21 protein-coding genes and 1 riboswitch are annotated in these 25,719 nt (G+C 63.1%); of the genes, 1 reads left to right on the top strand and 20 read right to left on the bottom strand.

The window, feature by feature from the left end; translation table 11 throughout:
- Positions 1-9: 9 nt before the first annotated feature.
- From ABI213_RS20440 to speB, 14 genes are all read right to left on the bottom strand, one after another.
- Complete coding sequence (locus tag ABI213_RS20440; protein ID WP_348028448.1) at positions 10-1,047, bottom strand: AAA family ATPase; 1,038 nt, start codon at positions 1,045-1,047, stop codon at positions 10-12.
- Positions 1,044-4,838, bottom strand: a complete 3,795-nt coding sequence (cobN, locus tag ABI213_RS20435; RefSeq protein ID WP_348014700.1) for a cobaltochelatase subunit CobN — start codon at positions 4,836-4,838, stop codon at positions 1,044-1,046. The genes ABI213_RS20440 and cobN overlap by 4 nt, the downstream gene beginning before the upstream one ends.
- A gap of 203 nt (positions 4,839-5,041) precedes the next feature.
- Positions 5,042-6,088, bottom strand: a complete 1,047-nt coding sequence (gene cobW, locus ABI213_RS20430) for a cobalamin biosynthesis protein CobW (RefSeq protein WP_348014699.1) — start codon at positions 6,086-6,088, stop codon at positions 5,042-5,044.
- A gap of 42 nt (positions 6,089-6,130) precedes the next feature.
- Positions 6,131-7,189, bottom strand: a complete 1,059-nt coding sequence (locus ABI213_RS20425; RefSeq protein ID WP_348014698.1) for an iron ABC transporter permease — start codon at positions 7,187-7,189, stop codon at positions 6,131-6,133.
- Positions 7,186-8,160, bottom strand: coding sequence for an ABC transporter substrate-binding protein (locus ABI213_RS20420; protein ID WP_348014697.1), 975 nt, complete (start codon positions 8,158-8,160; stop codon positions 7,186-7,188). Before ABI213_RS20420 ends, ABI213_RS20425 begins: the two co-directional genes overlap by 4 nt.
- A 31-nt stretch (positions 8,161-8,191) precedes the next feature.
- Positions 8,192-9,037: an ABC transporter ATP-binding protein gene (locus tag ABI213_RS20415; RefSeq protein ID WP_348028446.1), complete on the bottom strand. Its 846-nt coding sequence runs from the start codon at positions 9,035-9,037 to the stop codon at positions 8,192-8,194.
- Positions 9,038-9,052: 15 nt separating this feature from the next.
- The gene (cobO, locus tag ABI213_RS20410) at positions 9,053-9,622 is read right to left on the bottom strand and encodes a cob(I)yrinic acid a,c-diamide adenosyltransferase (RefSeq protein WP_348014695.1); all 570 of its coding nucleotides are present in this window, start codon (positions 9,620-9,622) and stop codon (positions 9,053-9,055) included.
- Between the two features lie 26 nt (positions 9,623-9,648).
- Positions 9,649-10,938 carry a cobyrinate a,c-diamide synthase gene (locus tag ABI213_RS20405; protein ID WP_348014694.1) on the bottom strand — a complete coding sequence of 430 codons (1,290 nt, stop codon included), beginning with the start codon at positions 10,936-10,938 and terminating at the stop codon, positions 9,649-9,651.
- A gap of 198 nt (positions 10,939-11,136) precedes the next feature.
- A riboswitch (cobalamin riboswitch) is annotated at positions 11,137-11,372 on the bottom strand.
- 131 nt (positions 11,373-11,503) lie between these two features.
- On the bottom strand, positions 11,504-12,241 hold the full coding sequence (locus ABI213_RS20400) for a class II aldolase/adducin family protein (protein WP_348014693.1): 738 nt from the start codon (positions 12,239-12,241) through the stop codon (positions 11,504-11,506).
- The gene (locus ABI213_RS20395) at positions 12,238-13,764 is read right to left on the bottom strand and encodes an amino acid ABC transporter permease/ATP-binding protein (protein ID WP_348014692.1); all 1,527 of its coding nucleotides are present in this window, start codon (positions 13,762-13,764) and stop codon (positions 12,238-12,240) included. Before ABI213_RS20395 ends, ABI213_RS20400 begins: the two co-directional genes overlap by 4 nt.
- Positions 13,765-13,800: 36 nt before the next feature.
- Positions 13,801-14,595 (bottom strand): transporter substrate-binding domain-containing protein, encoded by a 795-nt coding sequence (locus tag ABI213_RS20390; protein WP_348014691.1) that lies wholly within the window; start codon positions 14,593-14,595, stop codon positions 13,801-13,803.
- 47 nt (positions 14,596-14,642) lie between these two features.
- Positions 14,643-15,701, bottom strand: a complete 1,059-nt coding sequence (locus ABI213_RS20385; RefSeq protein ID WP_348014690.1) for a 2-oxoglutarate and iron-dependent oxygenase domain-containing protein — start codon at positions 15,699-15,701, stop codon at positions 14,643-14,645.
- A gap of 2 nt (positions 15,702-15,703) precedes the next feature.
- Entirely contained in the window at positions 15,704-16,567 is an 864-nt protein-coding gene (locus ABI213_RS20380) for a TIM barrel protein (RefSeq protein ID WP_348014689.1), read from the bottom strand.
- Positions 16,568-16,581: 14 nt separating this feature from the next.
- The gene (gene speB, locus ABI213_RS20375) at positions 16,582-17,550 is read right to left on the bottom strand and encodes an agmatinase (RefSeq protein WP_348014688.1); all 969 of its coding nucleotides are present in this window, start codon (positions 17,548-17,550) and stop codon (positions 16,582-16,584) included.
- A gap of 119 nt (positions 17,551-17,669) precedes the next feature.
- On the opposite strand from speB, the gene ABI213_RS20370 reads away from it, so the two are divergent.
- Positions 17,670-18,578, top strand: coding sequence for a LysR family transcriptional regulator (locus ABI213_RS20370; RefSeq protein WP_348014687.1), 909 nt, complete (start codon positions 17,670-17,672; stop codon positions 18,576-18,578).
- A gap of 406 nt (positions 18,579-18,984) precedes the next feature.
- On the opposite strand, the gene ABI213_RS20365 is transcribed toward ABI213_RS20370, so the two are convergent.
- From ABI213_RS20365 to ABI213_RS20340, 6 genes are all read right to left on the bottom strand, one after another.
- On the bottom strand, positions 18,985-19,638 hold the full coding sequence (locus ABI213_RS20365) for an HAD-IA family hydrolase (RefSeq protein WP_348014686.1): 654 nt from the start codon (positions 19,636-19,638) through the stop codon (positions 18,985-18,987).
- Between the two features lie 3 nt (positions 19,639-19,641).
- Positions 19,642-20,892 (bottom strand): Tm-1-like ATP-binding domain-containing protein, encoded by a 1,251-nt coding sequence (locus ABI213_RS20360; protein ID WP_348014712.1) that lies wholly within the window; start codon positions 20,890-20,892, stop codon positions 19,642-19,644.
- Positions 20,893-20,897: 5 nt separating this feature from the next.
- On the bottom strand, positions 20,898-22,265 hold the full coding sequence (locus ABI213_RS20355) for an aminotransferase class III-fold pyridoxal phosphate-dependent enzyme (protein ID WP_348014685.1): 1,368 nt from the start codon (positions 22,263-22,265) through the stop codon (positions 20,898-20,900).
- A gap of 21 nt (positions 22,266-22,286) precedes the next feature.
- Positions 22,287-23,735: an NAD-dependent succinate-semialdehyde dehydrogenase gene (locus ABI213_RS20350; RefSeq protein ID WP_348014684.1), complete on the bottom strand. Its 1,449-nt coding sequence runs from the start codon at positions 23,733-23,735 to the stop codon at positions 22,287-22,289.
- 65 nt (positions 23,736-23,800) lie between these two features.
- Positions 23,801-24,595 (bottom strand): ABC transporter permease, encoded by a 795-nt coding sequence (locus tag ABI213_RS20345; RefSeq protein WP_348014683.1) that lies wholly within the window; start codon positions 24,593-24,595, stop codon positions 23,801-23,803.
- Positions 24,596-24,601: 6 nt separating this feature from the next.
- Positions 24,602-25,719, bottom strand: a 1,118-nt coding sequence (locus tag ABI213_RS20340) for an ABC transporter permease (RefSeq protein WP_348028444.1), incomplete at its 5' end; no start/stop codon positions are given.

Here is a 25,719-nt window from a genome sequence, read left to right as displayed (position 1 = left end):
TGCGGTGGCCTAGGCTTTTTTTGCGGGCCAGGCCCCGATGGACGCCACCCGCGTGGTGGCGGTGGGCTGGGGTGGCAGCGCGCCCCAATCGCCTTCGGGGGCGGGGGAACGATCTTGGGGGGCCTGGCGTGGCTGCTGTGGCGTCTGAGCGGGTGGGCTCGCGGGGGGGCGGCTGGCTGCGCTGTCCGTGCGGCGGTGCGCCAGGGCGAATTCGGCCACGGCGTCTAGGTCTTGCGTCGTCACAGCGCCCCGCCCTTCCAAGGCGGCAAAGGCCCGGGCCGCACGCAGCATCACCAGGTCGGCACGCATGCCGTCCACCCCAGCGGCCAAGGCCAGTTGCGCGGCATGCTGCAGCACCTCATCCGACCAGGCCAGCTGCGGCAATGCGGCACGCGCTGCGGCCACCGTAGCCGATAGGCGGGTCAGCTCTGCGGCGTGCTGCTGGGCCAAGGCCTGCGGGTTTTCGTCAAAGGCCAAACGGGTGCGCAGAATCTGTTGCCGCTGCTGCGGGTCCAGCGGGTTGCCCAGCTGTACCGACAAACCAAAGCGGTCCAGCAGCTGGGGCCGCAGCTCGCCCTCCTCGGAGTTCATGGTGCCCACCAGCGCAAAGCGTGCGGCGTGCTGTTGCGATATGCCGTCGCGCTCCACGGTGTTGACGCCGCTGGCGGCTACGTCCAGCAGCGAGTCCACCAGGGCGTCGGGCAGCAAGTTGACCTCGTCCACGTACAGCACGCCGTTGTGGGCGCGCGCCAGCATGCCCGGCGCCAGGCGCACCGCGCCGCTTTGCAAAGCGTCTTCAATGCTGAGGCTACCCACCAGCTGCTCCAGGCTGGCGGCCAGCGGCAGCGTGACAAATGGGGCCCGCGGCAGCATGGCCGCCAGGGCACGCGCAGCCGTGGACTTGGCCGTGCCACGCGGGCCGCTGATCAGCACGCCGCCGATGCGGGGGTCTATCGCTACCAGCAGCAAAGCGCGCTGCAAGGCCTGCTGGCCGACCAATGCGGTGAAGGGGAATACCGCGCGCGGGGCTGTATCGATCATGCTCATGGCAACTGTCTTTCTTCAGATTCTTCTAGCCGGTTTTCTAGCGCCAGCAAATGGTCTTCAATGCGTTCGCGCTGGTCGCCGGGCTCGGCCCACAGGCCGCGCTGCATGGCCTCCAGCAGGCGCTCGCCGATGCTGCGCAGCGCGCCGGGGTTGTGTTGTTGCAAAAAGGCGCGGGTGTCGTCGTCGTGCACATAGGCGTCGGCCACCAGCGCGTACTGGTGGTCGGCCACCACGCCGGTGGTGGCGTCAAAGGCAAACAAAAAGTCCACCGTGGCGGCCATTTCAAACGCGCCTTTGTAGCCGTGGCGTTTGGCCCCGTCTATCCACTTGGGGTTGACCACGCGGGAGCGCACCACGCGGGCTACTTCTTCGCCCAAAGCGCGGATTTGCGGTGCGCCGGGCACGCTGAAGTCGCCGTGGTACAGGGCGGCAGATTTACCGCTCAGGTGCTCCACCGCTGCGGCCATGCCGCCCATGAACTGGTAGTAGTCGCCGGAGTCGAGGATGTCGTGCTCGCGGTTGTCCTGGTTGTGCAGCACCGCGTCCAGCGCGGCGATGCGCTGGGCAAAGGCCTCGGGGGCGGCTGCGCCGTCGGTGCCCTGGCCGTAGGCGAAGGCACCGGCGCGCAGATAGGCCTCGGCCAGCTCGGAGCGCTCGGTCCAGTTGCCGCTGGCAATGGATGCCTGCAAGCCCGCGCCGTAGCCGCCAGGCCGTGGGCCGAACACGCGCCAGGTGGATGCGCGCTCGGCTTCATCACCACTTTGGCCTGCGGCTTGGGCCTGCGCGGCGTCAGCCAGCACCCGCACGCGGATGGGGTTCACATCGTCTGCCTCGTCCTCGGCCGAGATGGCGGCCACCGCGCGCACGGCGGTGTCGAACAAATCGATCACATTGGGAAACGCATCGCGGAAGAAGCCAGACACGCGCAGCGTCACATCCACACGCGGACGGCCCAGCACGGTCATGGGCATGACTTCAATGTCCACCACGCGGTTGCTGCCCGGTGCCCACTTGGGCCGCACGCCCAGCAGCGAGAAGGCCTGGGCCACGTCCTCACCGCCGGTGCGCATGGTGCTGGTGCCCCAGACCGACAAGCCCATGGCTGTGGGGTAGGCCCCGAAGTCTTGCAAATGGCGCTCTACCACCCGGTCTGCGCCCTTGGCACCCATGGCGTAGGCGGTTTGGGTGGGGATGGCCCGCGTGTCTACCGAATAGAAGTTGCGCCCGGTGGGCAGCACGTCTGGCCTGCCGCGTGACGGTGCGCCGCTGGGGCCTGGGGGGATGAAGCACCCGTCCAGCCCGCGCAGTAACTGGGTGATTTCATTGGCACCACAGGCATCCAGGCGCGGGGCGAGTGTGGTGTGCAGGCGCTCCAGCACCTGAGAGGTGTGGGGCCACTGCTCTGGCGAAAGCGGTGCCGCTTCTTGCACCAACTGCACGGCCAGCAACTCCAGCCGCTCGCGGGTATGGCCCGCATGGCGCCAGGGGTCAGAGCTGAGAGCTTGCAACACCTGCGGGCGTTCCCCCGCCCACGGTGCGGCCCAGTCGGGGCTGAGCGCATCAAAATTTTTCAGCCCTAAATCCTGCGCCAAAGCCACGGTCAGGCTGCCTTGCGCGGCAGCCGCACCACCCGGGTAACGGGCCAGTGCCACCAAGGTGTCCACCCGCTGGCGGCCGGTGGGGGACTGGCCGAAGATGTGCAGGCCATCACGGATTTGCGATTCCTTGATTTCGCACAGGTAGGCGTCCAGGCGGCGCAGCAGAGCGTCGCGCTCTGCGTCGTCGGTGGGTTGGGTAAAGCCCAGCTCGGCGTACAGGCCGTCGGCCAGCACCTGCTCCAGAATACTGGCGCGCAGCAGCTTGGCGCGGCGCGGGTCTAGCGACAAGGACTCGTAATACTCGTCCATGCGGCCTTCGAGCTGTTGCAGCGGGCCGTAGGTTTCGGCGCGTGTCATGGCGGGCATCAGGTGGTCGATGATGACGGCCTGGGTGCGGCGCTTGGCCTGCGCGCCCTCCCCCGGATCGTTGACGATAAACGGGTACAGGTGGGGCAGCGGCCCCAGAATCGCATCGGGCCAACAGGCTGCGCCCAACGCCACACTTTTGCCGGGCAGCCATTCCAGATTGCCGTGCTTACCTACGTGCACCACAGCATCCACCGCGTAGGCGCGGCGCAGCCAGAAGTAGAACGCCAGGTAGTTGTGGGTGGGCACCAGGTCGGCATCGTGGTAGGTGGCGACAAGGTCCAGATCGCGCCCGCGTGCGGGCTGGTTGCCCACAAACACATTGCCATAGCGCTGGCCCGACACCATGAAGCGGCCCGCGCGCACCAGCGGGTCCTGTGCTGGTGGCCCCCACAGGGTGTTGATGGCGGCCTGGCTCTCGGGGGGCAGGGCTTCAAAGTCGAGCAGGTAGTCCGCCATCGCCAGGCTTTGGCCTGCGGGGCGGATGTCGTTGGCATCCAGGTTGTTGGTGATGCCGCGCACCAGGTCGGCCATCAGCGCGTCGCCCTGCTGCGGCACATCGCCGGTGGCATAGCCTGCGGCTTGCAGGGCTTGCAGAATGACGACGGTAGATGCGGGTGTATCCAAGCCCACGCCGTTGGCGAGGCGAGAGTCGTCATTGGGGTAATTGGCCAAAACCAGGGCCACGCGCTTATTACTATTATTTTTATAGCGCAAGCTGCACCAGCGACGGGCGAGAGCAGCCACAAAGGCTATACGTTCCAACTCTGGCTGGTAGCGCACCACGTCGATCTCGGCGCGTTCGCAGCGCCAGGCCAGGCCCTTGAAGCTTATGGGGCGCGTGCCGATGCGGCCATCTACCTCGGGCAGCACGATTTGCATGGCCAGGTCGCGCGGGGTGAGGCCGTGCGGGTCGTCTTGCCACTGCGCTTGCGAGCAGCCTGCAGTGATGAGCTGCAACACCGGGGCATCGCCTGCCAGCAGCACGGGCGACACATCGGAATCGCTGTCGTTGCCATCCATGGCGCCCACGGCAAAGCTGGTGGCGTTGAGCACCACGTCCACCCTGTGCTCATGGGCCAGTGATTGCAGCAGCGCCATGCTGCCGGGGTTTTTGAGCGAGTCCAGCGCCACGGCCAGGGTGTTGAGGCCCTCGCCTGCCAGCGCGGCTAGCACTGCATCAAACGCTGCCGTGTTGCCCGCCTGCAAATGCGCCTTGTAAAACACCAGCAGAGCCACGGGCGCATCTGCGCGCCAAGGGGCCAGTGCCACTGCGGGTTCGTAGCGCATGGCGGCGGGCAACACCACAGCGGGTGCGGGACGCTCACCTCGGCCAAAGGCGGCGTGGGCGATCAATTGGAAAAAGTTCTGGGCGTTGTCACGCCCGCCTTCGCGCAGGCAGCGCCAGAGGTGGGTGCAATCGTCTTTGCTTGCGGTGCTGCGCATGAGTAACTGCGCGTCTTCCACACATTCACCAGACACCATCACCAGCCACTGGCCGCGCGCCTGAGCGGATGCACAGACTTGGTCCACGATGTAGGCCCAGTCGCTGGGGCTGCCCAGGTGTTCGATGACGATGGCTTTGGCGTGGCTCAGTACGTCGTCCATGTACATGTCGATGGACGCGGGCTGGCGCAGCCACATCAGGTTGGCCAGGCGCACACGCGGAAAATCATCCGGCAGGCTGCTGGCTACCTCGGCCAGCAAGGACAGCGTGGTGTCTGCCACGGTGAGCACCACGATGTCGCCCGGCGTTTGCTCCACGCGCACCACGCCCAGGCCATCGTCTTCAACATGGCCGCCAGGGCGGGTAGAGAGTAGGTGCATGGGTTATTTATCCAAGTTGGCGGAAACGTTCGGGGTGTCCAACGGTTGCGCAAGCCAAACCGCTCCTGGCGCAGGTCGATGGGGCATTCTGCGCAGCGGCATAAAGGAGGAGCCCGCAGGGCGGAGGACAGCCGCGGAGCAGAGTGCCCCGTCGGCCTGGGCCCGCCACGAACGTAAAACGCCAGCGTTCATACAGCCTCAACCTAGCCCAATGCAGCCTGCAACTCGGCCTGCAAAACACCCGCATCCAGATGGTCGCCAATCAGAACCAAACGGGTAACACGGGCTTCATCGCTGCGCCAGGCGCGGTCGAAATAGCTGTCGAACCGCTGGCCCACGCCCTGCACCACCAAACGCATGGCAGCGCCCGGCACGGCCACAAAGCCTTTGACACGGTAAATCTCGTGGCGCTGCACCAGGGCGGCCAGCGCGGTGAGCAGCTTGGCGCGGTCGGTCACGACCAACGCGACGGACACGGAATCAAACGCGTCGTGGTCGTGGTCTTCTTCGTCGTCGTGGTGGGTTTTGCGGGCGTCAATGGCGTCTTCCACCGCGCGCTCCAAGCCCAGCAGCACGTCCAGGGGCACGTCGCCGTGCGATGCGCGCACCAGCTTCACACCGGCGGGTGCTTCGGCGCGGATGGTGGCTTCCACGGCTTCGAGCGCGGCGGCGTCCATGCCTTCGACTTTGTGCACGATGACCAAATCAGCGGTGGCCAGCTGGTCTTCAAACAGCTCGTGCAGGGGGGATTCGTGGTCGAGGTTGTCGTCGGCGCGGCGCTGGGCATCTACGGCCACCGGGTCGTCGGCAAAGTCGCCAGCGGCCACGGCGGGCGCATCGACCACGGTAACCACCGCATCCACCGTAAAGGCGTTGCGCAGCGCGGGCCATTGGAAGGCCTGCACCAAGGGCTTGGGCAGGGCCAGGCCAGAGGTCTCGATGACCAGGTAGTCGATCTGGTCGCGGCGGGCGGCCAGCTGCTCCATCACCGGGGCAAATTCTTCCTGCACCGTGCAGCACAGGCAGCCGTTGGCCAGCTCGAACAGCTGGCCGTTTTCCACTCCGTTTTCATCGCAGCCAATGCCGCAGCCGCGCAGCAGCTCGCCATCAATGCCCAGCGCACCAAATTCATTGACGATAACCGCAATGCGGCGGCCCTTAGCGTTGGTCAGCAGCTTGCGCAACAGCGTGGTTTTGCCGCTGCCTAAAAAGCCGGTGACGATGGTGGCGGGGATCTTGCGGGTTTGCATGCTCAGTCTTTCAAAACAGGATTCAAGAAATAGGAAATGCCGTCACGCCACATCGGGCTGGTGCAGCAAGGTGTACATCACAAACAAGGCGCCCACGCTGGCGGTGATGATGCCTACCGGCAGCTCTTGCGGCGCCAGCACGGTGCGGCACACCACGTCGCTCAACAGCAGCAACAGCGCGCCCATCAGCGCCGCCAGACCCAGCATGCTGCGGTGCAAAGCCCCGGCCAGCGCGCGCGCCAGGTGCGGCACCATCAGGCCCACAAAACCGATCACGCCCGACACCGCCACAAAACAGGCCGTGGCAAATGCGCAGACCACAAACACCTGGATGCGCAGGCGCTGCGGGTCTATGCCCAGGCTGTGGGCGGTGTTCTCACCCGCCAGCATCGCGTCCAGCGCTCCCAGCTTGCGCCAGCAAAAAACAAGCAGTACCAGCAAACCGGCCAGGGGCACAAACAGGCTGTCCCAGCGCGCCGAGCCCAGGCCGCCCATGGTCCAGAACAGCACCGATTGCGCGGCCCGCTGGTCGCCGAGAAAGGTAAAGTAATAGGTCAGCGCAGTGAACAGAAACGACACCGACAGGCCAGCCAAAATCATGCGCTCTGGCGTGTGGCTGCGGTAGCGGCGCAGCAGCAGCAAGACCACCGCCACCGAGGCCATACCGCCGACAAAGGCGGCCAGCGGCAGCGTCCAAATGCCCAGCACCTCGCCCGTTAACGTAATCACCGCCACCGCACCCGCTGCCGAGCCAGACGACAAACCGAACAGATACGGGTCGGACAAATCATTGCGTGTAGCCGTCTGTAGCAAGGCCCCCACCAGCGCCAGGCCACCGCCAACCAAAATGGCCAGCAGCATGCGCGGAATGCGCAAGTCCACCACGATGCGGTCCACCATGCTGTAGCGAGCGTCGTCTGCACCACTGAGCAGCAGGCCCAGGCTGTGCATGACCTCGGGCAGGCTGACCGCCGTAGAACCAGACACGACCGACACCATGCTGACAGCCAGCAGCGCCACCAGCAGCAAGGCCACGCGCACCGATGCGGGCCCGCCGGTCAGCCAGCGGGAGGCCTGCTGCAGGGTGCTTGAATGGGTCAACGCGCTGCCGCCTTGGCGATCTTCTCGATGGCGCCGATATTGGCCGGGCCAGGCGTCAGCTCTTCGTAGCGCAGGGCCACAAAGCGCTTGTTCTTCACCGCGTCGGTGTGTTGCATCAGCGGGTGTTTTTGCAGAAACTGCAGCAGCTTGTCGGCACCGCCGTCGTTCTGGTAGTCCAGAAGCACCAGGAACTCGGGGTTGCGTGCGGCCACGGCCTCCCACGACACGGTGCCCCAGCTGGTGTCCACGTCGTCCATCACGTTGCGGCCACCAGCGGCTTCCATCATGGCGGTGGGAATGGCGTACTTGCCAGCGGTGAAAGGCTTGTCTTCGCCCGAGTCGAACAGGAACATGCGCAGCGGCTCTTTGCCGCTGACCTTGGGCAAACTCGCCAAACGTTGCTTCCAACCCGCTATTTGGGCCTGGGCTTCGGCCTGTTTGCCAAAGATGGTGCCCAGCTTGAGGTAGTCGCCGTACAGCAGGTCCATCGAGGCGCGCGGACGGTTCTTGTCCACATGGATGCAGCTCTCTGTCAGCACCAGCGTAGGGATCTTGTACTTCTGCAAGGTGGTCGGCGTGATGTCGCCGCCCACTTTCATACCGTAGTTCCAACCGGCAAAAAAGAAGTCGGGGTTCACCGAGAGGATGTTTTCCATCGTCGGCTGTTTGGGGGCGATCTCGCGGATGTTGCCCAGCGCCTGCTTGAACTCCGGGCTCATCTTGTACCAGCCGGTGATGCCGCTCACACCCACCATGCTTTTTTGCAGGCCCAACGACAACGCCATGTCGGTCATGTTGATGTCGTGGACCAATGCGGCCTTGGGCGGTACAGCAAAGGTGAGCTTTTCGCCACAGCTGTCTACCGTGACCGGGAAGGTTTGGGCCTGTACACCCGCCGCCCACAGCGATGCGGCACTGAGCAACAGGTACAGGTGGGGACGGAACTTACAACGAAGGGTGGTCAATGCCATGGCAGTTTTCTTGTCTTCAAAGGTTAAAAAATCAATGCGCCCGCGGACGGGTATGGGGCCGCGTGGCATGGGGCGGCTGCGGCCTTTGCGCAGTCTGCGGCGACTCAAACACCGCAATGTCGTGCTCGCGGTGCGGCAGCGGCAGATAGAACACATCCATGCCGAAATTGCCCAGCACCAGCTCCTTGGTCAACACCTTGGATGGCTGGTCTTCGGCCACCACCTGGCCCTCGCCCAGCAGCACCACGCGGTGGGCAAAACGCTGCACCAAACTCAGCTCGTGCAAGGCGGCCACCACGGTCACGCCCAGTTCGGCCAGCAGGTCCAGCATGTCGGCGCGGGTGCGCAGATCGAGGTGGTTGGTCGGCTCGTCCAGCAGCAGGATGCGCGGCTGCTGTGCAATGGCGCGGGCGATGGCGGCACGTTGCTGCTCGCCGCCCGACAGGCTGCGCATCAGCCGGTCTTGCAGCGCATCCAAGCGGCAGCGCTGCAAGGCACTTTGCACCACCTGGGCGTTTTCATCTCGGCTGGCTTCCAGGTGCGGCGTACGGCCCAGGGCCACGTAGTCGCGCACCCGCAGCTGGCCGTGCACCTGCTCGTGCTGGTGCACTACAGCCAGCTGGCGCGCGCGCTGCATGCCGGGCATCTGCGCCAGGTCCAGCCCGCCCACCAGCACCCGGCCTGCGCCGGGTTGCAAGCGGCCCGCCATCACCTGCAAGAGGCTGGTTTTGCCCGACCCGTTCGGCCCCACCAGCGCGATGTGTGCGCCAAACGGCACGCTCACCGAAACGCGGTGCAGCACCGTCTTGTCCTGGCGCTGCAGCGACACGGCCTGCACTTCCAGCAACGGCTCGGTGGGGGAATGGGAAATTACCATGGTGGTCAAAAATGCTCAGTCTTCGATGCCGCGCTGGGCGGGCACGCCGGCCTTGAAATGGTGTTTGATCAGCGTCATCTCGGTCACCGTGTCGGCCAGCTCGATCATTTCGGCGGGGGCACCCCGGCCGGTCAACACCACATGCACATGCGGCGGGCGTTCGCGCAGGCAGGCCAATACCGGCTCCAGCGCGATCCAGCCGTAGCGCAGCGGGTACATGATCTCGTCCAGCACCACCATGAAATGTTCGCCCGCACGCACCGTGGCCTCGGCCTGGGCCCAGCCGGCCTGGGCCAGCTCGGCAGAATGGTCCAGGTCGCGGCTCTTCCAGCTGAAGCCATCGCCCAGTCCCGTAATGGGAATGCCCAACTGCTCGAACAAGCGGTGCTCGCCAAAGCGCGCCGTGGGTACCTTCATGAATTGGTAGACCTTGACCGCCTTGCCACGGCCATGCGCGCGCAGCGCCAGGCCAAAGGCTGCCGTGCTTTTGCCCTTGCCGGTGCCGGTGTGCACGATGACCAGGCCACGCCGTTCGCCTTGGGGCTTGGGGGTATCACGCAGCAATGGTGGGGATTCGATTTCCATGGGGTTGTCCTTATGCTTATGAAGAGTCAGCCCGGCGCGAAGAGCTGCGCTACGGCGTGGGGGTTGGACGGAAAGTACAGATGCATGAACGAGGCGTGCAGCCGCCCACGGCGGAACACCGGCTCGGCGTGGCTGCGTTCGCGCTGCGGTTCGGTGAAGGCCGTGGCGGGCAGCGCGCTGTCCATGCGCGCATGGTGGAAGCTGTGGCCGCGCAGCCGCCCCTCGGGCAGTTGCACGGCGTGCATGCCCAGGTTGACGAAGCGCTTTTGCAGCGCCCCGGTGCCGGGCAACAGGCCCCACATAGCCACCGGCGTGCCATCGTGGCCCGCCAGGCTGTCCAGCAGGGCCAGCATGCCGCCACATTCGGCCACGATGGGCTTGGCTGCCGCGTGGTGCGCGTGGATGGCGGCGCGCATGGGCTGGTTGGCGTGGATGTGCGCCAGATGCAGCTCGGGGTAGCCGCCGGGCAGGTACAGGCTGTGCGCATCGGGCAAGGCCGTATCGGCCAGCGGCGAGAAAAACACCAGCTCGGCACCCAGCGCCCGCAGCGTATCCAGATTGGCTGCGTACAAAAATGAAAAGGCCGCATCCCGCGCCACGGCGATGCGTACACCGGCCAGCAAGAGCGGCGTCGGCTCCAGCGCAACCGGTTCAAATCGCACAGGGCTGGCCATGCCCGCTACCGAGGGCCCGATGGCCTGGGCCGCCAGGGCGATGCGTTCGTCCAGTTGCGCCACCTCGGAGGCCTGCACCAGTCCCAAGTGCCGCTCAGGCAGCGTGTAGTCGGCAGAACGCGGCAGCGCGCCAAACCAGCGCAAACCGCCGGGCAAACTGTCTTTGAGCATCTGCGCATGGCTGGCGCTGCCGACGCGGTTGGCCAACACCCCGGCGAATTGCAGGCCAGGGCGAAAGGTAGACAGGCCATGCGCTATCGCACCAAAAGTCTGCGCCATGGCCGAGCCGTCGATCACCGCCAGCACCGGCAGTCCCAGCGCCAGGGCCAGGTCGGCGCTGCTGGGCGTGCCGTCAAACAAGCCCATCACGCCTTCAACCAGAATCACATCGGCTTCCTGCGCAGCCGCATGCAACAGCGCGCGGCAATGGGCATCGCCGCCCATCCACAGGTCGAGCTGGTACACGGGGTGGCCGCTGGCGCGCTCCAGCACCATGGGGTCCAGAAAGTCGGGCCCGGTTTTGAACACGCGCACCCGGCGGCCCTGGCTGGCGTGCCAGGCGGCTAGCGCAGCGGTCACCGTGGTTTTGCCTTGGCCGGATGCAGGCGCGGCCACCAGCAGCGCATCGCAAATCTTAGGCATCAAATAACCCGCCAGCGCAGGCAGAACCTGCGCGAGAAGCTATCAATTAAATAGTAAATGGTCTACCCCTACACGCCCGCCGCGCGACAGTTGGAACGGTGTGACTGGGGGTGAGAAAGGGGATCAGGAGGCGGGACGCGCCCAGACGGGTGTCGGGGGAGGTGTGCGTGGTGGCCTGCTGATCTCTGCCCGCCGCAAAGTCACGCGAAGTCAACAGGCCGGTCTTCGGGCTCACGGGTGAAAAGTGTGAACTCTTCTGCGAGGCCGCCTTCCCATGCAATATGTTGCACAGTGGCATAAGACCTCGCTTTGACCCGTTTACCGTTGCGGGGGCAGCGTGGGTATTGGCGCGTTCTAGACGAACTGCACCGCACCGACTTCCCGTTTAATCCCCAGACCCAAGGCCTGGGGACACCTGATAACGAGTTTTGAGTGTAGCAGCTAGGGGTGATGGGCCCCAGACGCAAGGAGCCCGCGTCACCGCCCAAGGCACTACTCTTTCAATAGCTGTCTGTGCAGGTTGCACTTGCGCTGGTGGCCTATTTGACCTGTATTTTTTGGGCCATCAATCCCGGTAAGACGGGTCGATGCGGTCCAGCTTGCGCAGCCAGGCTTGCCACAGTATTTGGCGCTCGTGCTCCACGCTTTGCAGTTGCGCGCAGGCGTGTTGGCTGAGGTGCGGGGGTATCTCGGTCACCGGGCCTGCGGTAGTAGCCAACTGGCTGGCGGCCAGCTGGATTTCGCAGGCGCGGTTCAGGTAGTACATGACACAAAACGCATCGGCCACGGTGCTGCCCACCGACAGCAGGCCGTGGTGGCGCAGCACCAGCGCGATGTGGTCGCCCAGCGCCTGCTGGATGCGCGCCCGTTCGCCCAGGTCAAAAGCCACGCCCTCGTAGGCATGTACACCCACGCGGCCGTAGAATTCGGTGCTGATCTGGTTCAGCTGCAGCAGCCCACCTTCACAGGCCGCTACCGCCATGCCCGCCAGGGTGTGGGTGTGGATGACGCAGTGGGCATCGGCCCGGCCACCGTGCACCGCGCTGTGCACGGTGAAGCCCGCCACGTTGTAATCAGCGCTGCCCGAGACCACCCGGCCCTGCATGTCCACCACCAGCAGGTCGCTGGCGCGCACTTCTTCAAACAGGCGGCCAAACGGGTTAATCAGGAAGCGCTCCGGCCCGCCATCGGACGGCAAGCGCGCAGAGAAATGGGTGTAGAGCGTGTCGTCCCAACCGAACAGCGCAGCCAGGCGGTAGGCGGCGGCCAAGTCGCGCCGCAGGGTGGTTTCGTCGTTGTTCATTCCAGGCCCATGAAGCGGCGCACGCGCTGGGTGGTGGCATCGGCGGGATGGGGCTGCTGGATCTGCTGTGGTGCGGCATCGAGCTGGATCAGGCCGTTTTCCATAAACAGCACGCGGTTGGAGATGGCCAGGGCGAAGTCCATCTCGTGGGTCACGATCACCATGGTCATGCCCTCTTGCGCCAGGTCCTGGATGACCTTCAGCACCTCACCGACCAGCTCCGGGTCCAGGGCCGAGGTGGGTTCGTCAAACAGCATCACGTCGGGCTCCATGGCCAGGGCTCGGGCAATCGCCACGCGCTGCTGCTGGCCGCCCGAGAGCTGGTGCGGGTATTTGTGCTGGTGGGCCAGCAGGCCGACCTTGTCGAGCAGTTGCAGCGCCTGGGTCTGTCGCACGCGGGCATCGGCTGGATGGGCGTGGTAGCGCGGGGCCAGCAGCACGTTGTCGAGCACGCTGAGGTGGGGAAACAGGTTGAAGCTCTGGAAAGCCATGCCGATGCGGCGTATGCCCTGGCGCACCCGGCTGCTGTCCAGCGATTCGTTGGCGTGGATGTAGCTTTCGCCAAACAGAATGACCTCGCCCTGGTCGATGAACTCCAGCCCATTGATGGTGCGGATCAGCGAGGTTTTTCCCGAACCTGACGGGCCGATGATGGAGACCACCTCGCCCGCGGCCACCTGCAGGTGCACGCCTTTGAGCACCTGGTGGCTGCCGTAGGCTTTGTGGATGTTGCGCAGCTCCAGCGCAGCGGGCTGGCCAGGGGCCGCCGCCACGGGGTGCACCACGGCCGGACCGCCCAGCGTCGCGCGCAAGGTAGCGCAGGCGGCATCGTCCAGCGTGGTGGGATGGCGCTTTTGCAAGTCCAGCTTTTTCTCGACCCAGCCCAGCAGGGTGCTGAAAATGGTGACCAGCATCACGTAGTACACCGCCACGCCCAGCAGGGTTTCCATCACCAGAAAGTTTTGCGAATACAGGCGCAGCCCGGTCATTAGCAGCTCGGGCAGCGAGATCACCGAGACCAGCGAGGTCAGCTTGATGATGGTGACGTATTCATTGATCAGCGTGGGCAGCGCGATGCGAAAGGCCTGCGGCACCACGATCAGGCGCATTGCCCCCAAGCGGCCAAATGCCAGCGCGCGGCCCGCCTCACGCTGGCCGCGCGCCACCGACAGCAGACCGCCGCGGTGGATCTCGGCCATGTAGGCGGCTTCGGTCAGCACCATGGCCACCAGCCCGGCAAAAAACGGCTCGCCAATGACGCTGCGGCTCATCGGAAATATCTGCGGCAGGTTGAACACAAACACCACCAGCACCAGCAGCGGCACGCTGCGGAACAGCCAGATATAGAAGCCCGCCAGCGCGCTGATCCAACGGTTGGTGGAGATGCGGGCGCAGGCCAGAAAGAAGCCCAGCACCATGCCCAGCGCCCAGGACAACGACCCCAGCTCCACCACCGTCACACACGCCCGCCAGAAGATCCCCATGGAAAACAAGGACCAGAAATACGACCAATCTAATTCCATGCGGATGCTCCGGGTGGCGAGGCTAGGCGGGGCTAATTACTTGGCGGCTACAGGCTCAAGTTCGTACTTGGTAATCAAAGCCGCGTACTCGCCATTCGCTTGCGCCGCCGCCAGAGCCTTCTCCAGCGCCTGGTACAGCGCGGTGTTGCCCTTCTTCACGTAGATGCCCAGGGTCTGCGGGTACACCAAAGCGGGCGAGCTGATGACGATGCGGCCCTTGCTGCGCTCGGCCAACAATTTGGCGGCACCGGCAATTTCCAGCTGGGCCTGGATGTTCTTGGACAGCAGGGCCTGGGACGCTTCGGGGGCAGTGGGGAACTCGCTCACCACCACGGCAGGCTTGCCGTTGGGCACGCAGTAGTCGGTGGACAGCTTGGCCAGCGCCTTGACCCAGGTGGTGCCGGTTTGCAGGCCGACCTTCAGACCGCACAGATCCTGCTCGGTTTTGGGACTGACACCGCCATCTTTGGCGGCCATGATGGACGCGCCGGTGCGGGCATAGGCCAGCGCATCGGCTTGCAAAAGGCGCTCTGGCGTGATGTACATGCCGGAGATCACGGCATCGAACTGGCCGCTGCCCAGGCCCAAAATCAAGCTGGGGAACTTGGTGTCTACAAACGCAGGCTTGGCTTTGATGCCACGGCCCAGCATGTCGGACACATCGGGGTCAAAACCCACCACCTTGTCGCCCTGCCACGATTCAAACGGGGGGTAGGTGATCTCCATGCCGACCTTGAGTTGGCCGGGGGCCATGGTTTGGGCCATGGCCGCCACGGGCAGCAAAGCCGCCAGAGCTGCGCCGAGGAAAGAAATGCGGGTGGTTTTCAGCATGGGGATAACTCCTAGGGGTGGATGGACAGGAAACAAGAAAAAATGGGTCAGACTGCAGGGGCGCTGGTCTTCATGTGGCCAAAGCTGCCGGGCTTCTTAGCGCCCTGGGGCAGCGCAATTTCACCGGCCTCGACCTTGCGCTTCAGGTACTGGTAGGTTTGCTGCGCCTGGGCATACATGTGCTCACCAATCGACAACTCTTCGTAGCCCGCGATGGCTTCTGCGCTGGCAAACTGTGGCAGTGGCCGGATGCGGGTGTGGTAGTCGCAGGCAAAAAACAGCGGGAACGAATAGCGCTCGTGCTGCACCTTGCGCACGCGGTGGGAGGTGGCGGGAAAGGCCCCGGCGGTCATCACCTCCAGCATGTCGCCGATGTTGATGACGAAAGCTTCTTCACCGCCTTCGGCGTACGGCGGTGCATCGACCCACACGCCCTGGTCGTTCATCACCTCCAGGCCCGGCTGGTCGGCCAGCAGCAGGGTGAAGCATTCGTAGTCTGTATGCGCGCCGATGCCGGGTGCATCCACCGCCTCGGTGTCCACCGGGTAATGGATCAAGCGCAGCTTGGACGGCGGGCAGGTCACCAGTGCTTCGAACGCATCTTCGGGTTGGCCCAGCGACAGCGCAAAGCCGCGAAACAACTGCCGCCCCAGCGCAAACACGGCGGCGTAGTAGCGGGCCACGGCCTCTTTGAAGCCTGGCAGATCGGGCCATTTGTTGTTGCCGATCAAGGGCGTGCCGGCCAATACCAGCGGGTGGTCGTCGGGGGCATCGAAGCCGATGTCGAAGGCCTCTTTGTGGTCGGGGCGGCCTTTGGAGTAGCGCTCCTCGCCCTCGGGCACATAGCCTTTGTGGCCCCAGGCATCGCCGATGTAGTAGCGCATCTTCCAGTCCATCTGCTGCTGGAACAGTGTGCGGCTGGCCTGGCGCAAATCGGCCACCAGTCCGGGGGAAATGCCGTGGCCGACGATGTAGAAAAAGCCCACCTCGCGCGCCGCTTTGCCCAATGCATCCGCCACTGTCTGGCGCTGCGCCAGGCTGTCGCTGTACAGGCCACGGATGTTGATGACGGGCAAGGCCGTGAAGTTGCGGGTTCCGGGTTGCATGCTCAGGCTCCTGCAAAAAAGGAAGGGGGTTGCGACCAGCGGTCAAAATGCCGCCGCTCTTCTTGCGCCATCCAGCGGTTGACCTGCCAGAGGTCGGCCACCGGGCTACGGGTGTAGGGCAGTTGGTGCATGTAGCCGTCGGCACCAAACTCGGGGGTCAGGGTGCTGGTGGCATAGCCCTTGGCGCGCTGCGCCGCCCAGATGGCTTCCCAGATGCCCTGGTGAAAAGCCAGCTCTGCCGCGTACTCGGGGGCCGCCGGGTGGGGCACTTGCGGCCCCTGGGCGTAGCCCACACGGGCTTGTACATGGTGGACGCGGTCGATAAAGGCGCTGAGGTCGTCCAGCGGGTCGTCCAGCAGGCGTTCGCACACCACCACCCAGTGGCTGATGTCGGCGGTGTAGCGCAGCTGCGGCAGTTGGCGCACGATGTCCAGCGTGACCCACGGGCTGTAGAGCGAGCTGGCACGGTGGGTTTCAAAGGTGCAGGCCATGCCTACGGCATCGGCCAGCGCCTGCGCCCTGCCCAAAAAATCCACCTGCATGGCCAGCGGCCAGCGGTCGTTTCCCGCCAGCAGGTTGACAAAGCGCGGCGACAGCTCGGCCGCCGCATCGAAAGCCCGCGCCAGGTGCTCCAAATGCACCTCGGGGCCATCTTGCTGGCGTGGAATCACGTCGGCACCGGTGAACACGGTGGCGATGTAGCCCAGGGCTTCGGCCTGCAAGCTATGGCGCAGAGCCGTGCGCCCTGCTGCGTCAAAGGGCACACGGGCTTCCACGCCCACGCAACCGGCTTCGCGGATTTGGGCTGCGCATTCGGCCCAATCGCCTTGCCAGCCCCAGAGGGATCTAAAGATGTCGAGTTGCATGGTGAAGCCGCCGGTTACCGGTATGCCACGCCGGGCAGCACACACAGCATTTCATAAAGCAAGTTCGCGGCCAGTTGCGAGGTGTTACCGCTCAGGTCGTAGGGCGGCGACACCTCGACCAGATCGCAGCCGACGATGTTCAAGCCCTTGCAGCCCCGCACGATTTCCAGCGCCTGGATGGCGGTGAGGCCGCCCACTTCGGGGGTGCCGGTGCCGGGTGCCCAGGCGGGGTCGATACCGTCGATGTCAAAAGTCAGGTACACGGGGGTATCGCCAATCTGCGCCCGCACCTCGGTCATCAACGGGGCCAGCGACCGGTACCAGCACTGCTCGGCCTGCACCAGTCGAAAACCCTGGTCCACGCCCCACTGGAAATCGCCACTGGAATAGCCCTGGGCGCGTTGGCCGATCTGCACAACTTTTTTGCAGTCCAGCAGGCCCTCTTCCACTGCACGGCGGAAAGTGGTGCCGTGGGCGATTTTTTCGCCAAACATGTCCTCGTTGGTGTCGGTGTGGGCATCCACGTGCACCAGCGCCACGGGTCCGTGCTTGCGCGCCACCGCCCGCAGTATCGGCAGGGTGATGGTGTGGTCGCCGCCCAGGGTCATGGGCACCACCGGGTAGGCCATCAGCCGGGTATAGCTTTCTTCGATGATGCGCACCGACTCCAGCAGGTTATAGGTGTTGATGGCCACGTCGCCGATGTCGGCCACGCTGAGGGAATCGAACGGGGCCGCACCGGTGGCCATGTTGTAAGGGCGGATCATCACGGACTCGGCGCGGATCTGGCGCGGGCCAAACCGGGTTCCCGCGCGCAGCGAGGTGCCGATATCCAGCGGCACGCCGATGAAGGCGGCATCCAGGCCTTCGGCACTGTCCATGGCGGGCAGCCGCATCATGGTGGAGCGCCCTGCAAAGCGCGGCATTTCGTTGCCGCTTTGGGGTTGGTGCAAAACTTTGGACACGACGGCGAACCTTTCCATAGTGCAGCGCGGTTGCTGACTGCGATGGTCCGCACTTTAGCCATTCAGGGTTGTGGAAAAATAGCAGTAAACAAATAATCAGTTACGGATTTTCATAACTAACCACACAGGGCTTATCCATGGCACAAGCCGCTGATCTCAAGCTGTTGCGCATCTTTGCCGCCGTGGCCCGCCACCAGGGTTTCGCCAAGGCGCAGCAGGAGCTGAACCTGACCACCTCGGCCATCAGCACCTACATGACGCAGCTGGAGGCCGATGTAGGCTTCTCGCTGTGTCGGCGCGGGCGCGGCGGCTTTGCACTAACCACCAAGGGCGAGCTGCTGCTGTCAGAAACCTTGCGCTTGCTGGGCGAGCTGGACAGCTTTGACCTGTACACCCAGTCGCTCAAAGGTGAGCTGGGCGGCACGCTGAAGATGGGCGTGCTCGACACCACCGTGACCGACGTGTCGCTGCCACTGGCCCAGGCTATCGGCGTGTTTTCCAGCCGCTTCCCTGGCATGCACCTGAGCCTGCTGATCCGCAGCCCCTACGAGCTGCAAAAAGGCGTACTGGACAACGAGCTGGACATCGCCGTGGGCTTCTTCCCGGCCAAGGCCAGCGGCCTGGTCTACCACCCGCTGTACCGCGAGCAGCAGTGGCTGTACTGCAGCGACCGGCACCCCTGCTTTGCGCAAAAGCACATCCTGCCAGCGGTGGTGTCAGAGCTCAACGTGGTGGGCCGCAGCTACTGGAGCCAGACCGAGCTGGGCCGCCACGGCTTCAAACGCAGCGTGGCCACGGTGGAGAGTATGGAGGCCCAGCTGATACTGATCTTGTCGGGCGGCTACGTGGGCTACCTGCCCGAGCACTATGCCCAGTCGTGGGTGGACCAGGGGCGGTTAAAGGTGCTGTTGCCCGCCGAATTTGGCTACCAATCGCAGTTCTCGCTGGCGCTGCGCCGGGGCCGCAGCCGCGAGCTGCCGCTGCAGGCCATGCGCGAGTTTTTACAGCCTGCCAAGGTGGCGGGAAAACGGATGGCAGGAAGCTAAATATTCCGTGCAATTAAAGTCGTAAACAGCCCTGGAGTATTGGCGCGGGTTTGCGGCGTTGTGATTCGGCAACATCCACTTCTAAAGTCGTAAACAAATATCCGGTAGTTGCCGCGAGTCCAAGTTTTTATCCTCACCCCCACCTGGTCAATTTTGGAGTGGCACTAACAGCGGGGGTGCGGCGTAAAACTTGGACTGGTTGGAGGTAGTTCATGTACTTGTGCGAAGACCGGATTCGAGTAATCAAGCTTTGAGCAACAACCATGACAGTCATAGCTTGGCCGACTGGTATTTGTGCGCCAAGTATTTAACGCCTAGCGCCTTACTTACAACCCTCCCTTCCATGATGACAGTTCCGACATTCGAGCAATTTGTGTCGACTAAGTAGCCCGACGCGACTTGCACTTTATGCAATGCCAAGGCGATGAGCGACCTGCTCGAAGGACTGCTCAGGCTGGGTTACGTCGAAGTGCACAACCTGCATGCCAAACTTCTGACCGCCCAGAATGTTGCGCATCTGGTCATCTACAAACACGCAATCGGCGGCGGCCAGGCCCAACTGGTCGGTCACCAAGGCATAAGCCCGTGGGTCGGGTTTGAGTATGTGGGTATAAGTTGCATCTACAACCAACTCGAAGTGATTCAGCAACGGCAGGCGGTTGCGGAAATCTGCGCCGTAGAACAAGTCTAGTTCGTTGGAAAGAATGGCTAAGCGTTTGCCTGCGGCCTTGGCCAGCAGGATGGTGGACACGGCTTCTAGGCGTATCACGGCCTGTACATCTGCACCCCGTGCGCGTTGTACAAAGGTTTCCATCTTGTCCCACGTTTCGCCTACCAGGTGCCCCACCTCCCGTGTGCGCGCCATCCAATAGTCACGCTCGCTGAGCTTGTCTGCCTGCATGTCTTGCCACAGGGGGTCGGACGCGAGGTCGAATGGCCCCTTCCAGGTCAACGTGCCAGGGGCAAGGCCAAGGGCTTGCTCGGTCAGATTGTGTGTTTCAAACAAGGTGCGGCTAATGACGCCACCAAAGTCTAATACCAAAGCTTGTGCTGATTGCATGTTCTACGCTTTCCGTTGCAGCCGTGGTGCCGGCCGAATAATCCACCCCTTGTCTACCCAGTCGTCAAAGACCTTTAGCGCCGCGGCACAAAAGGCATCATCATTGATGTGGGCATCGACCTCAACCACCGTTAGGTCTTGTGCGGCGCTGCGCATAGCCACTAAAAAGGCATGCAGGCCCTCGGGCGCATGCATGGGCAGACCTGGGCGGTCCCATTCGTCTACGCCACGGACCGGAAGCAGAAGGCAGGTGGGGCCGGTGGCCTCCTGCAAACGCTGTGCAATGTTCTGGGCCAGCTCGCTACGCTCTTGCGCCGTGGTGCCGGCAGACGCTACCAGGCGGTTGTGCACATGCACCGCGCGGTCGGCAAAAGCTAGGGGTATATCGCGCGAAGACGCGAAGTCCACCATATCGGTAGCCCCTGGCGCCACAATCTGAGGTACGCTGGCGCGTCCTGCACCAAGCAGGCGATCCGGCCCGGCGGTCACACAGGAACCCAGCGCGTCGTTGGCCAGCTCCTGTAAGCTGAAGTCCAGCACGGCGGCAAACTCGCCTTTCGCGGCCAGCGCTTCAAACGCCTGTCCACCCATACCCGCCGTGTGGAACACCGCAACCTCGTAACCTCGGGCTTCGAGCGCAGCCGTCAAAGGCTTCATATAGCGCAGCACACTGGAGCCCAGCGATGTCATTCCCACCAGTGGGCGACTGGTATCCATGGCGGCCGCACTGCGGCAAGCGCCGACCACCGCGCCGGCAGCGTGCAACATGGATGCACGACATAGTCGGTTCAAGCCATGCAGGCCGCCGGCCCACAAGATCGCCATCAAATCCTGCGGTATGCGCTCTGGCGGCAACAGGTGCGAATGTGCGATGGTAGACAGCAGCACCTTGGGTACACCGACTGGCAATACCGCCGCCACGTCCAAGGCCAAGTCCGTCCCCATGGTCCCGCCCAGGGCCAGCATTCCGTCGATCTCGCCGCATGCATGCAGGCGCGCAGCGATGCGCGCAGCACCCCTGGCCATCTGGGATATGGAAAAATTCTCATCCCCGCTGGCCGCCAGATCCGCCAGGCTACAGTTTGCTTCAGCGGCCACCACGTGGTTGGGAATATCGGTCACAAACTGCGGTGCGCCCAGCACACCCACGTCCAGTATGATGGCAGAACCTCCGGCCTCCTCTATGCATTGGCGTAGAAACAGGATTTCTGCACTCTTTGTGTCAGCTGTCCCAACGAGCAGGATGCGCGGCACCAAACTCACAGGGAGGCCTCGACTTCATCAAACGCAGTTTCCAGTACATCTACGAGGTAGTCCAGCTCTTCCAGATTAATCACCAGCGGAGGCGACAGAATCATGTTGGCACCTGAGATGCGCACCATGGCACCGTGTTTGTATACCGCACTCGCCAGCTTGGGCAGCAATTCGTTGCCCTTGGGCATGGTAGCTTTGGTGGCCTTGTCTGCCACCATCTCCAAGCATGCCATCAAGCCACGACCGCGCACGTTGCCAACAAAGCTGTAGCGCTCCACAAACTTATCGAGCCGCTGGTGCAGGTGTGCACCCATACGTGCAGCATTCTCGGGTACCTTCAGCCTTTCAATCTCGTCCAGTGAGGCCAGCGCAGCGGCCGCTGCCACAGGGTGGCCGCTATAAGTGAAACCATGCTGTACCACTGCTTGGCCACTGGTGTCGTTGTTGAAAGCGTCGGCCACCTTGTTACCTATGGCCGTAGCGCCCAGCGGTATGTAGCCGGACGAAATCCCCTTGGCCAGGCACCAGATGTCCGCGTTCACGCCCCACAGGCGCGTGCCGAACAGCTCTCCGGCCCGGCCAAAGCCGGTAATCACCTCGTCGGCAATCAGCAGCACGCCATAGCGGTCGCAAATCTCCCGCACCAGCGGCCAATAGTTGGCTGGCGGGACGATCACGCCGCCGGCACCTTGGATGGGTTCGGCGATGAAAGCAGCGATGGTGTCGGCCCCCTGGAACTGGATCTCTCGCTCCAGCAGACCCGCGCAGATCTTGCCCAGCTCCACCGGGTCTTGGGTATAGGGATTACGGTACAGCCAGGGTGTATCGACGTGGAAGCAACCGGGCAACAAAGGCTCATACGGCCGACGGTTTTGGGCAATACCGTTGACGCTGGTGCCGCCGAAATGCACTCCGTGGTAACCATTGCGCAGGCTGATGAACTTGGTGCGCTCGGGTTGGCCTTTGATCTTCCAATACTGGCGGCTAATCTTCAGCGCGCCTTCCACGGCGTCAGAGCCGCCATTGCTAAAAATTACGGCGCCCACGTTTTCGGGCTCCATGGTTTTCACCAGACGGCTGGACAATTCAATGGCACGGGGGTGGGTGGTGCCACGGAAGGCGTTGTAGTACGGCAGCTCGCGCAACTGATCGGTCATGGCAGTAATCACCCGGTCGTTGCTATGCCCCAGGTTGCAGCTCCATAGACCGGCCATGCCATCCAGCATCTTGTGACCGTCAATATCCCACACCCAACAGCCTTCGCCACGGGCGATGATGTCGGGTTTGTTTTTCTGCATGGCTTTAGGGTGTGCCATGGGGTGCCACAGATACTGGGCGTTGTCTTGCTTGAGCTGGTCAATGTTTGTCGTCATATGTTTTCCTAAATGGTGGTATCAGCCTGGTACGCCCACGGCAACGGTCTTGAGTTCGGTGTAGTGCAGCAAGCCTTCGGCCCCCATCTCCTGGCCGATGCCGCTGTCCTTCCAGCCGCCGAACGGCATCTCGGGTTGCGATACGCCAAAGTTGTTGATGCCCACCATGCCTGCCTCCAGCTCCTCGCCCAATCGATGGGCCACCTGCAGGTCCCGCGTAAAGGCGTAGGCACATAGGCCGTAGGGCAAGGCATTGGCTTTGTGGATGACCTCGTCAAGGCTGTCGAAAGGCTCCAGCACCGCGATCGGGCCAAAGGGCTCCTGGGTTTGCACCAGGCTGTCCGCAGGCGCATCGGCGATCACCGTGGCTTCGAAAAAATAGCCAGGCCTGTCCAGCCGATGGCCGCCGCAAAGCACTTTGGCGCCACGCGCCTTGGCATCCTCGACAAAGTGCTCCATTTCCTCGACTCGGCGTGCATGGGCTAAAGGGCCCATCTGGGTCACTTCATCCAGACCAGAACCCAGTTGCAGCGCTTGAGCTCCTTGTACAAACTGCTCGGCCCAGGCAGCGTAGAGACTGCGATGCACATAGAAGCGTATGGGCGAGGTGCACACCTGCCCTGCATTTCGGAACTTGGCCGCCAGAGAACTTTTGACAGAAAAAGTAACATCCGCATCGGCGCACACGATGACCGGCGCATGGCCACCCAGCTCGCCAGTGAAGCGCTTCACACGCTCCGCGCACATCACGCCCAGCAGCTTACCCACCGCCACAGAGCCGGTCACGGACACCTTGCGTATCGCATCGTGGGCAATCAGTATGGAAGATACCTGTGCCGGGTCACCACAGACCATGTTCAGCACCTCGGGTGGCAGCCCTGCATCCAGAAAAGCCTGGACCATCAACATACAGGTGGCGGGGGTTTCTTCTGCGGGCTTAATCACCACGCTGCAGCCGGCTGCCAACGCGCTGGCGATTTTGCGAGCAGGCAGATTGGCCGGGAAATTCCAAGCAGTGAATGCCGCCACAGGCCCCACAGGTTGGCGCACCACCGTTTGAGACAGGATGCCCGGTACGCGGGGCGGCACAGTACGGCCATACAAACGCTTGGCCTCTTCGGCCTGAAAGTCGATGATGTCTGCCGACAACAGTACCTCGCGTACCGCCTCGCTTTTGGGCTTGCCTTGTTCCAGCGTGAGTGCAAGCGCCATTTCTGGTGCCCTTTGGCGCATCAGGTCAGCAGCACGGCGCAAGATGGCATAGCGTTCCTGGGCCAGCGTACGACGCCATTGTTGGAAGCCGCGTTCGGCCGATACGGCGGCGGCCTGCAAATCCGCTAGGCCAGCCAAAGGCAGCATGCCCAGGAGCGACGCATCAAAGGGGTTGAGGACGGCGCGCGTGCCACCGGAACAATCGCTAAGCCATTGGCCTCCGATATGGAGTCGAAGGGGCGGATATTGCGAAGACATGGATTCTCCTAAAAAGCTAAAAATGGATCAGACAGATGAAAGTGGACTGCAACCCGCTGAGGCTGCTAGCGCTTATTGCTGCGTTGCTGCACCAAATGCAGAGCGAACAAGAGCACGGTCGAGACCAGAATCAGCACGGTGGCAACAGCCATGATGGTTGGGTTGAGGTTCTCACGTGTGCCACTTAGCAACTCGCGCGGTAAGGTACGCTGTTCAGGACCCGTCAGTAGCATGGCCACAACTACCTCGTCAAACGATGTGGCAAACGCAAAAATACCGCCTGACACCACACCCGGTAAGACAATCGGGAGAGTGACACGCCAGAACACCATCAAGGGGGATGCCCCCAGGCTGGCACCGGCCCGCGCCAGAGACGGATCCAGGTGGTGCAGTGAGGCGCTTACCGTGATGAGTACAAATGGCGTGGCCAGTGCGCTATGTGCGAGCACCAAGCCCCACAGGCTATTGGCCAGCCCCAGCGGCGCAAAGAAGAAATACATGCCCACGGCCGCAATAATGGTCGGTAGGATCATTGGCGACAGAAGTACCGCGATCAGAAAGGACTTGCCGCGAAACTCCTGCAGGCTCAGACCCAACGCCGCCAAGGTACCCAAGGGCGTAGCGATGGCCACCGTGGAGATGGCCACCAGCAAGCTGTTCAAGATGCTGGAGATCCAGCGCGGATCGCCCATGAATGCCTCATACCATTTGAGCGAAAGACCACTCAGAGGGTAGCTCAGGATGCTGGCACTATTGAACGACAAGGGCACCATCGTCAGCAAAGGCAGCATCAAAAAAGCCAGCACCAGGGCAGCGACGCAATTGCTGGCCAGACGCCAGTATTTAGCGGAATCGAACATGGCTATTTATCCCAATCCAATGCGGTGAACGCCGACTAGTCGTACATACAGCGCATATAACAGTACGGTGGCGAGAAGCAAGATACCCCCCAGCGCGGAGGCTAGACCCCAGTTGACGGTCTGGGTCGCATTGAAGGCGATGTAGTACGGCAGCAACTGGTCCGACGGCCCACCCAGTAAGAGGGGGGTCACGTAGTAGCCCAGCGCCAGAATGAAAACCAGCATGCCTGCGGCGGATAAGCCCGGCAAAATTTGCGGCAGATAAACTCTCCAGAAAGCCAACATGGGCGAGGCCCCCAGTGAGCTAGCAGCCCGCATCTGGCTGGGAGGTAAGGCATTCATCGAGCTGTAAATCGGCAGGACAGCGTACGGCAGCAGCACGTGGCACAGCGCGATCAAAACCCCGGTGCGGTTGTAGATCAAAGACAGCGGCTCGGATATCCAACCCAAAGTCTCCAGCAGTTGATTCACTAAACCAGTCTTTTGCAGCAGCACGAGCCATGACGCGGAGCGCACCAGCACGGATGTCCATAGGGGCAACAACAATGCCATCATCAGCAAACTTCGGACCGAGGGACCTACATAGGCCAACAGGCTGGCCGTGGGCACGGCTAGTAGCAGACAAATCGCGGTAGCAGATAGAGCAATCGCAAAAGTACGTACCAACACGTCCACGTAGATGGCATCGGTGCCGGACTTGTGCAGGATGCTGCCATCGTCACCACGCTTCAGGTCCAAGCCGTCTAGCAAATATAGATCGGTGCGCGGCCCTGTGGAGTGCTTGAGCGCACGCCATATGACGGGAGCCTCCCATGCAGGATCAATCCCCGCCAGCAAGGATTTCCAATCTTGCCGGTCATCCAGTGCATCAGGTAGTCGGCGAGCAGTCAGGGTTACCACACTGCGCAAGCCCGCATCCTCCAGGTTAAGGCGTCGCCCCACTACGCCTACGCTGCGGTCTTCCCGCGCCTGTCGCAGATCGCGGGCCACGGCTTCATAGGCCACCGCCGGTGGCGGCATGCGACCGTCCCAGTGCTTGAAGGCTTCTACCGTTTTGGGCATAACGGCAGCAAGCTCGGCATCTTTGACCGCCAGCCCCAGCATGCCCGCCAGTGGCGCAAAAA

Source organism: Rhodoferax sp. (assembly GCF_039922535.1).
Taxonomy (GTDB): domain Bacteria; phylum Pseudomonadota; class Gammaproteobacteria; order Burkholderiales; family Burkholderiaceae_C; genus Rhodoferax_B.
The sequence above is the reverse complement of the archived record's forward strand: the minus strand, read 5'-3'. Positions and strand labels throughout refer to the sequence as shown.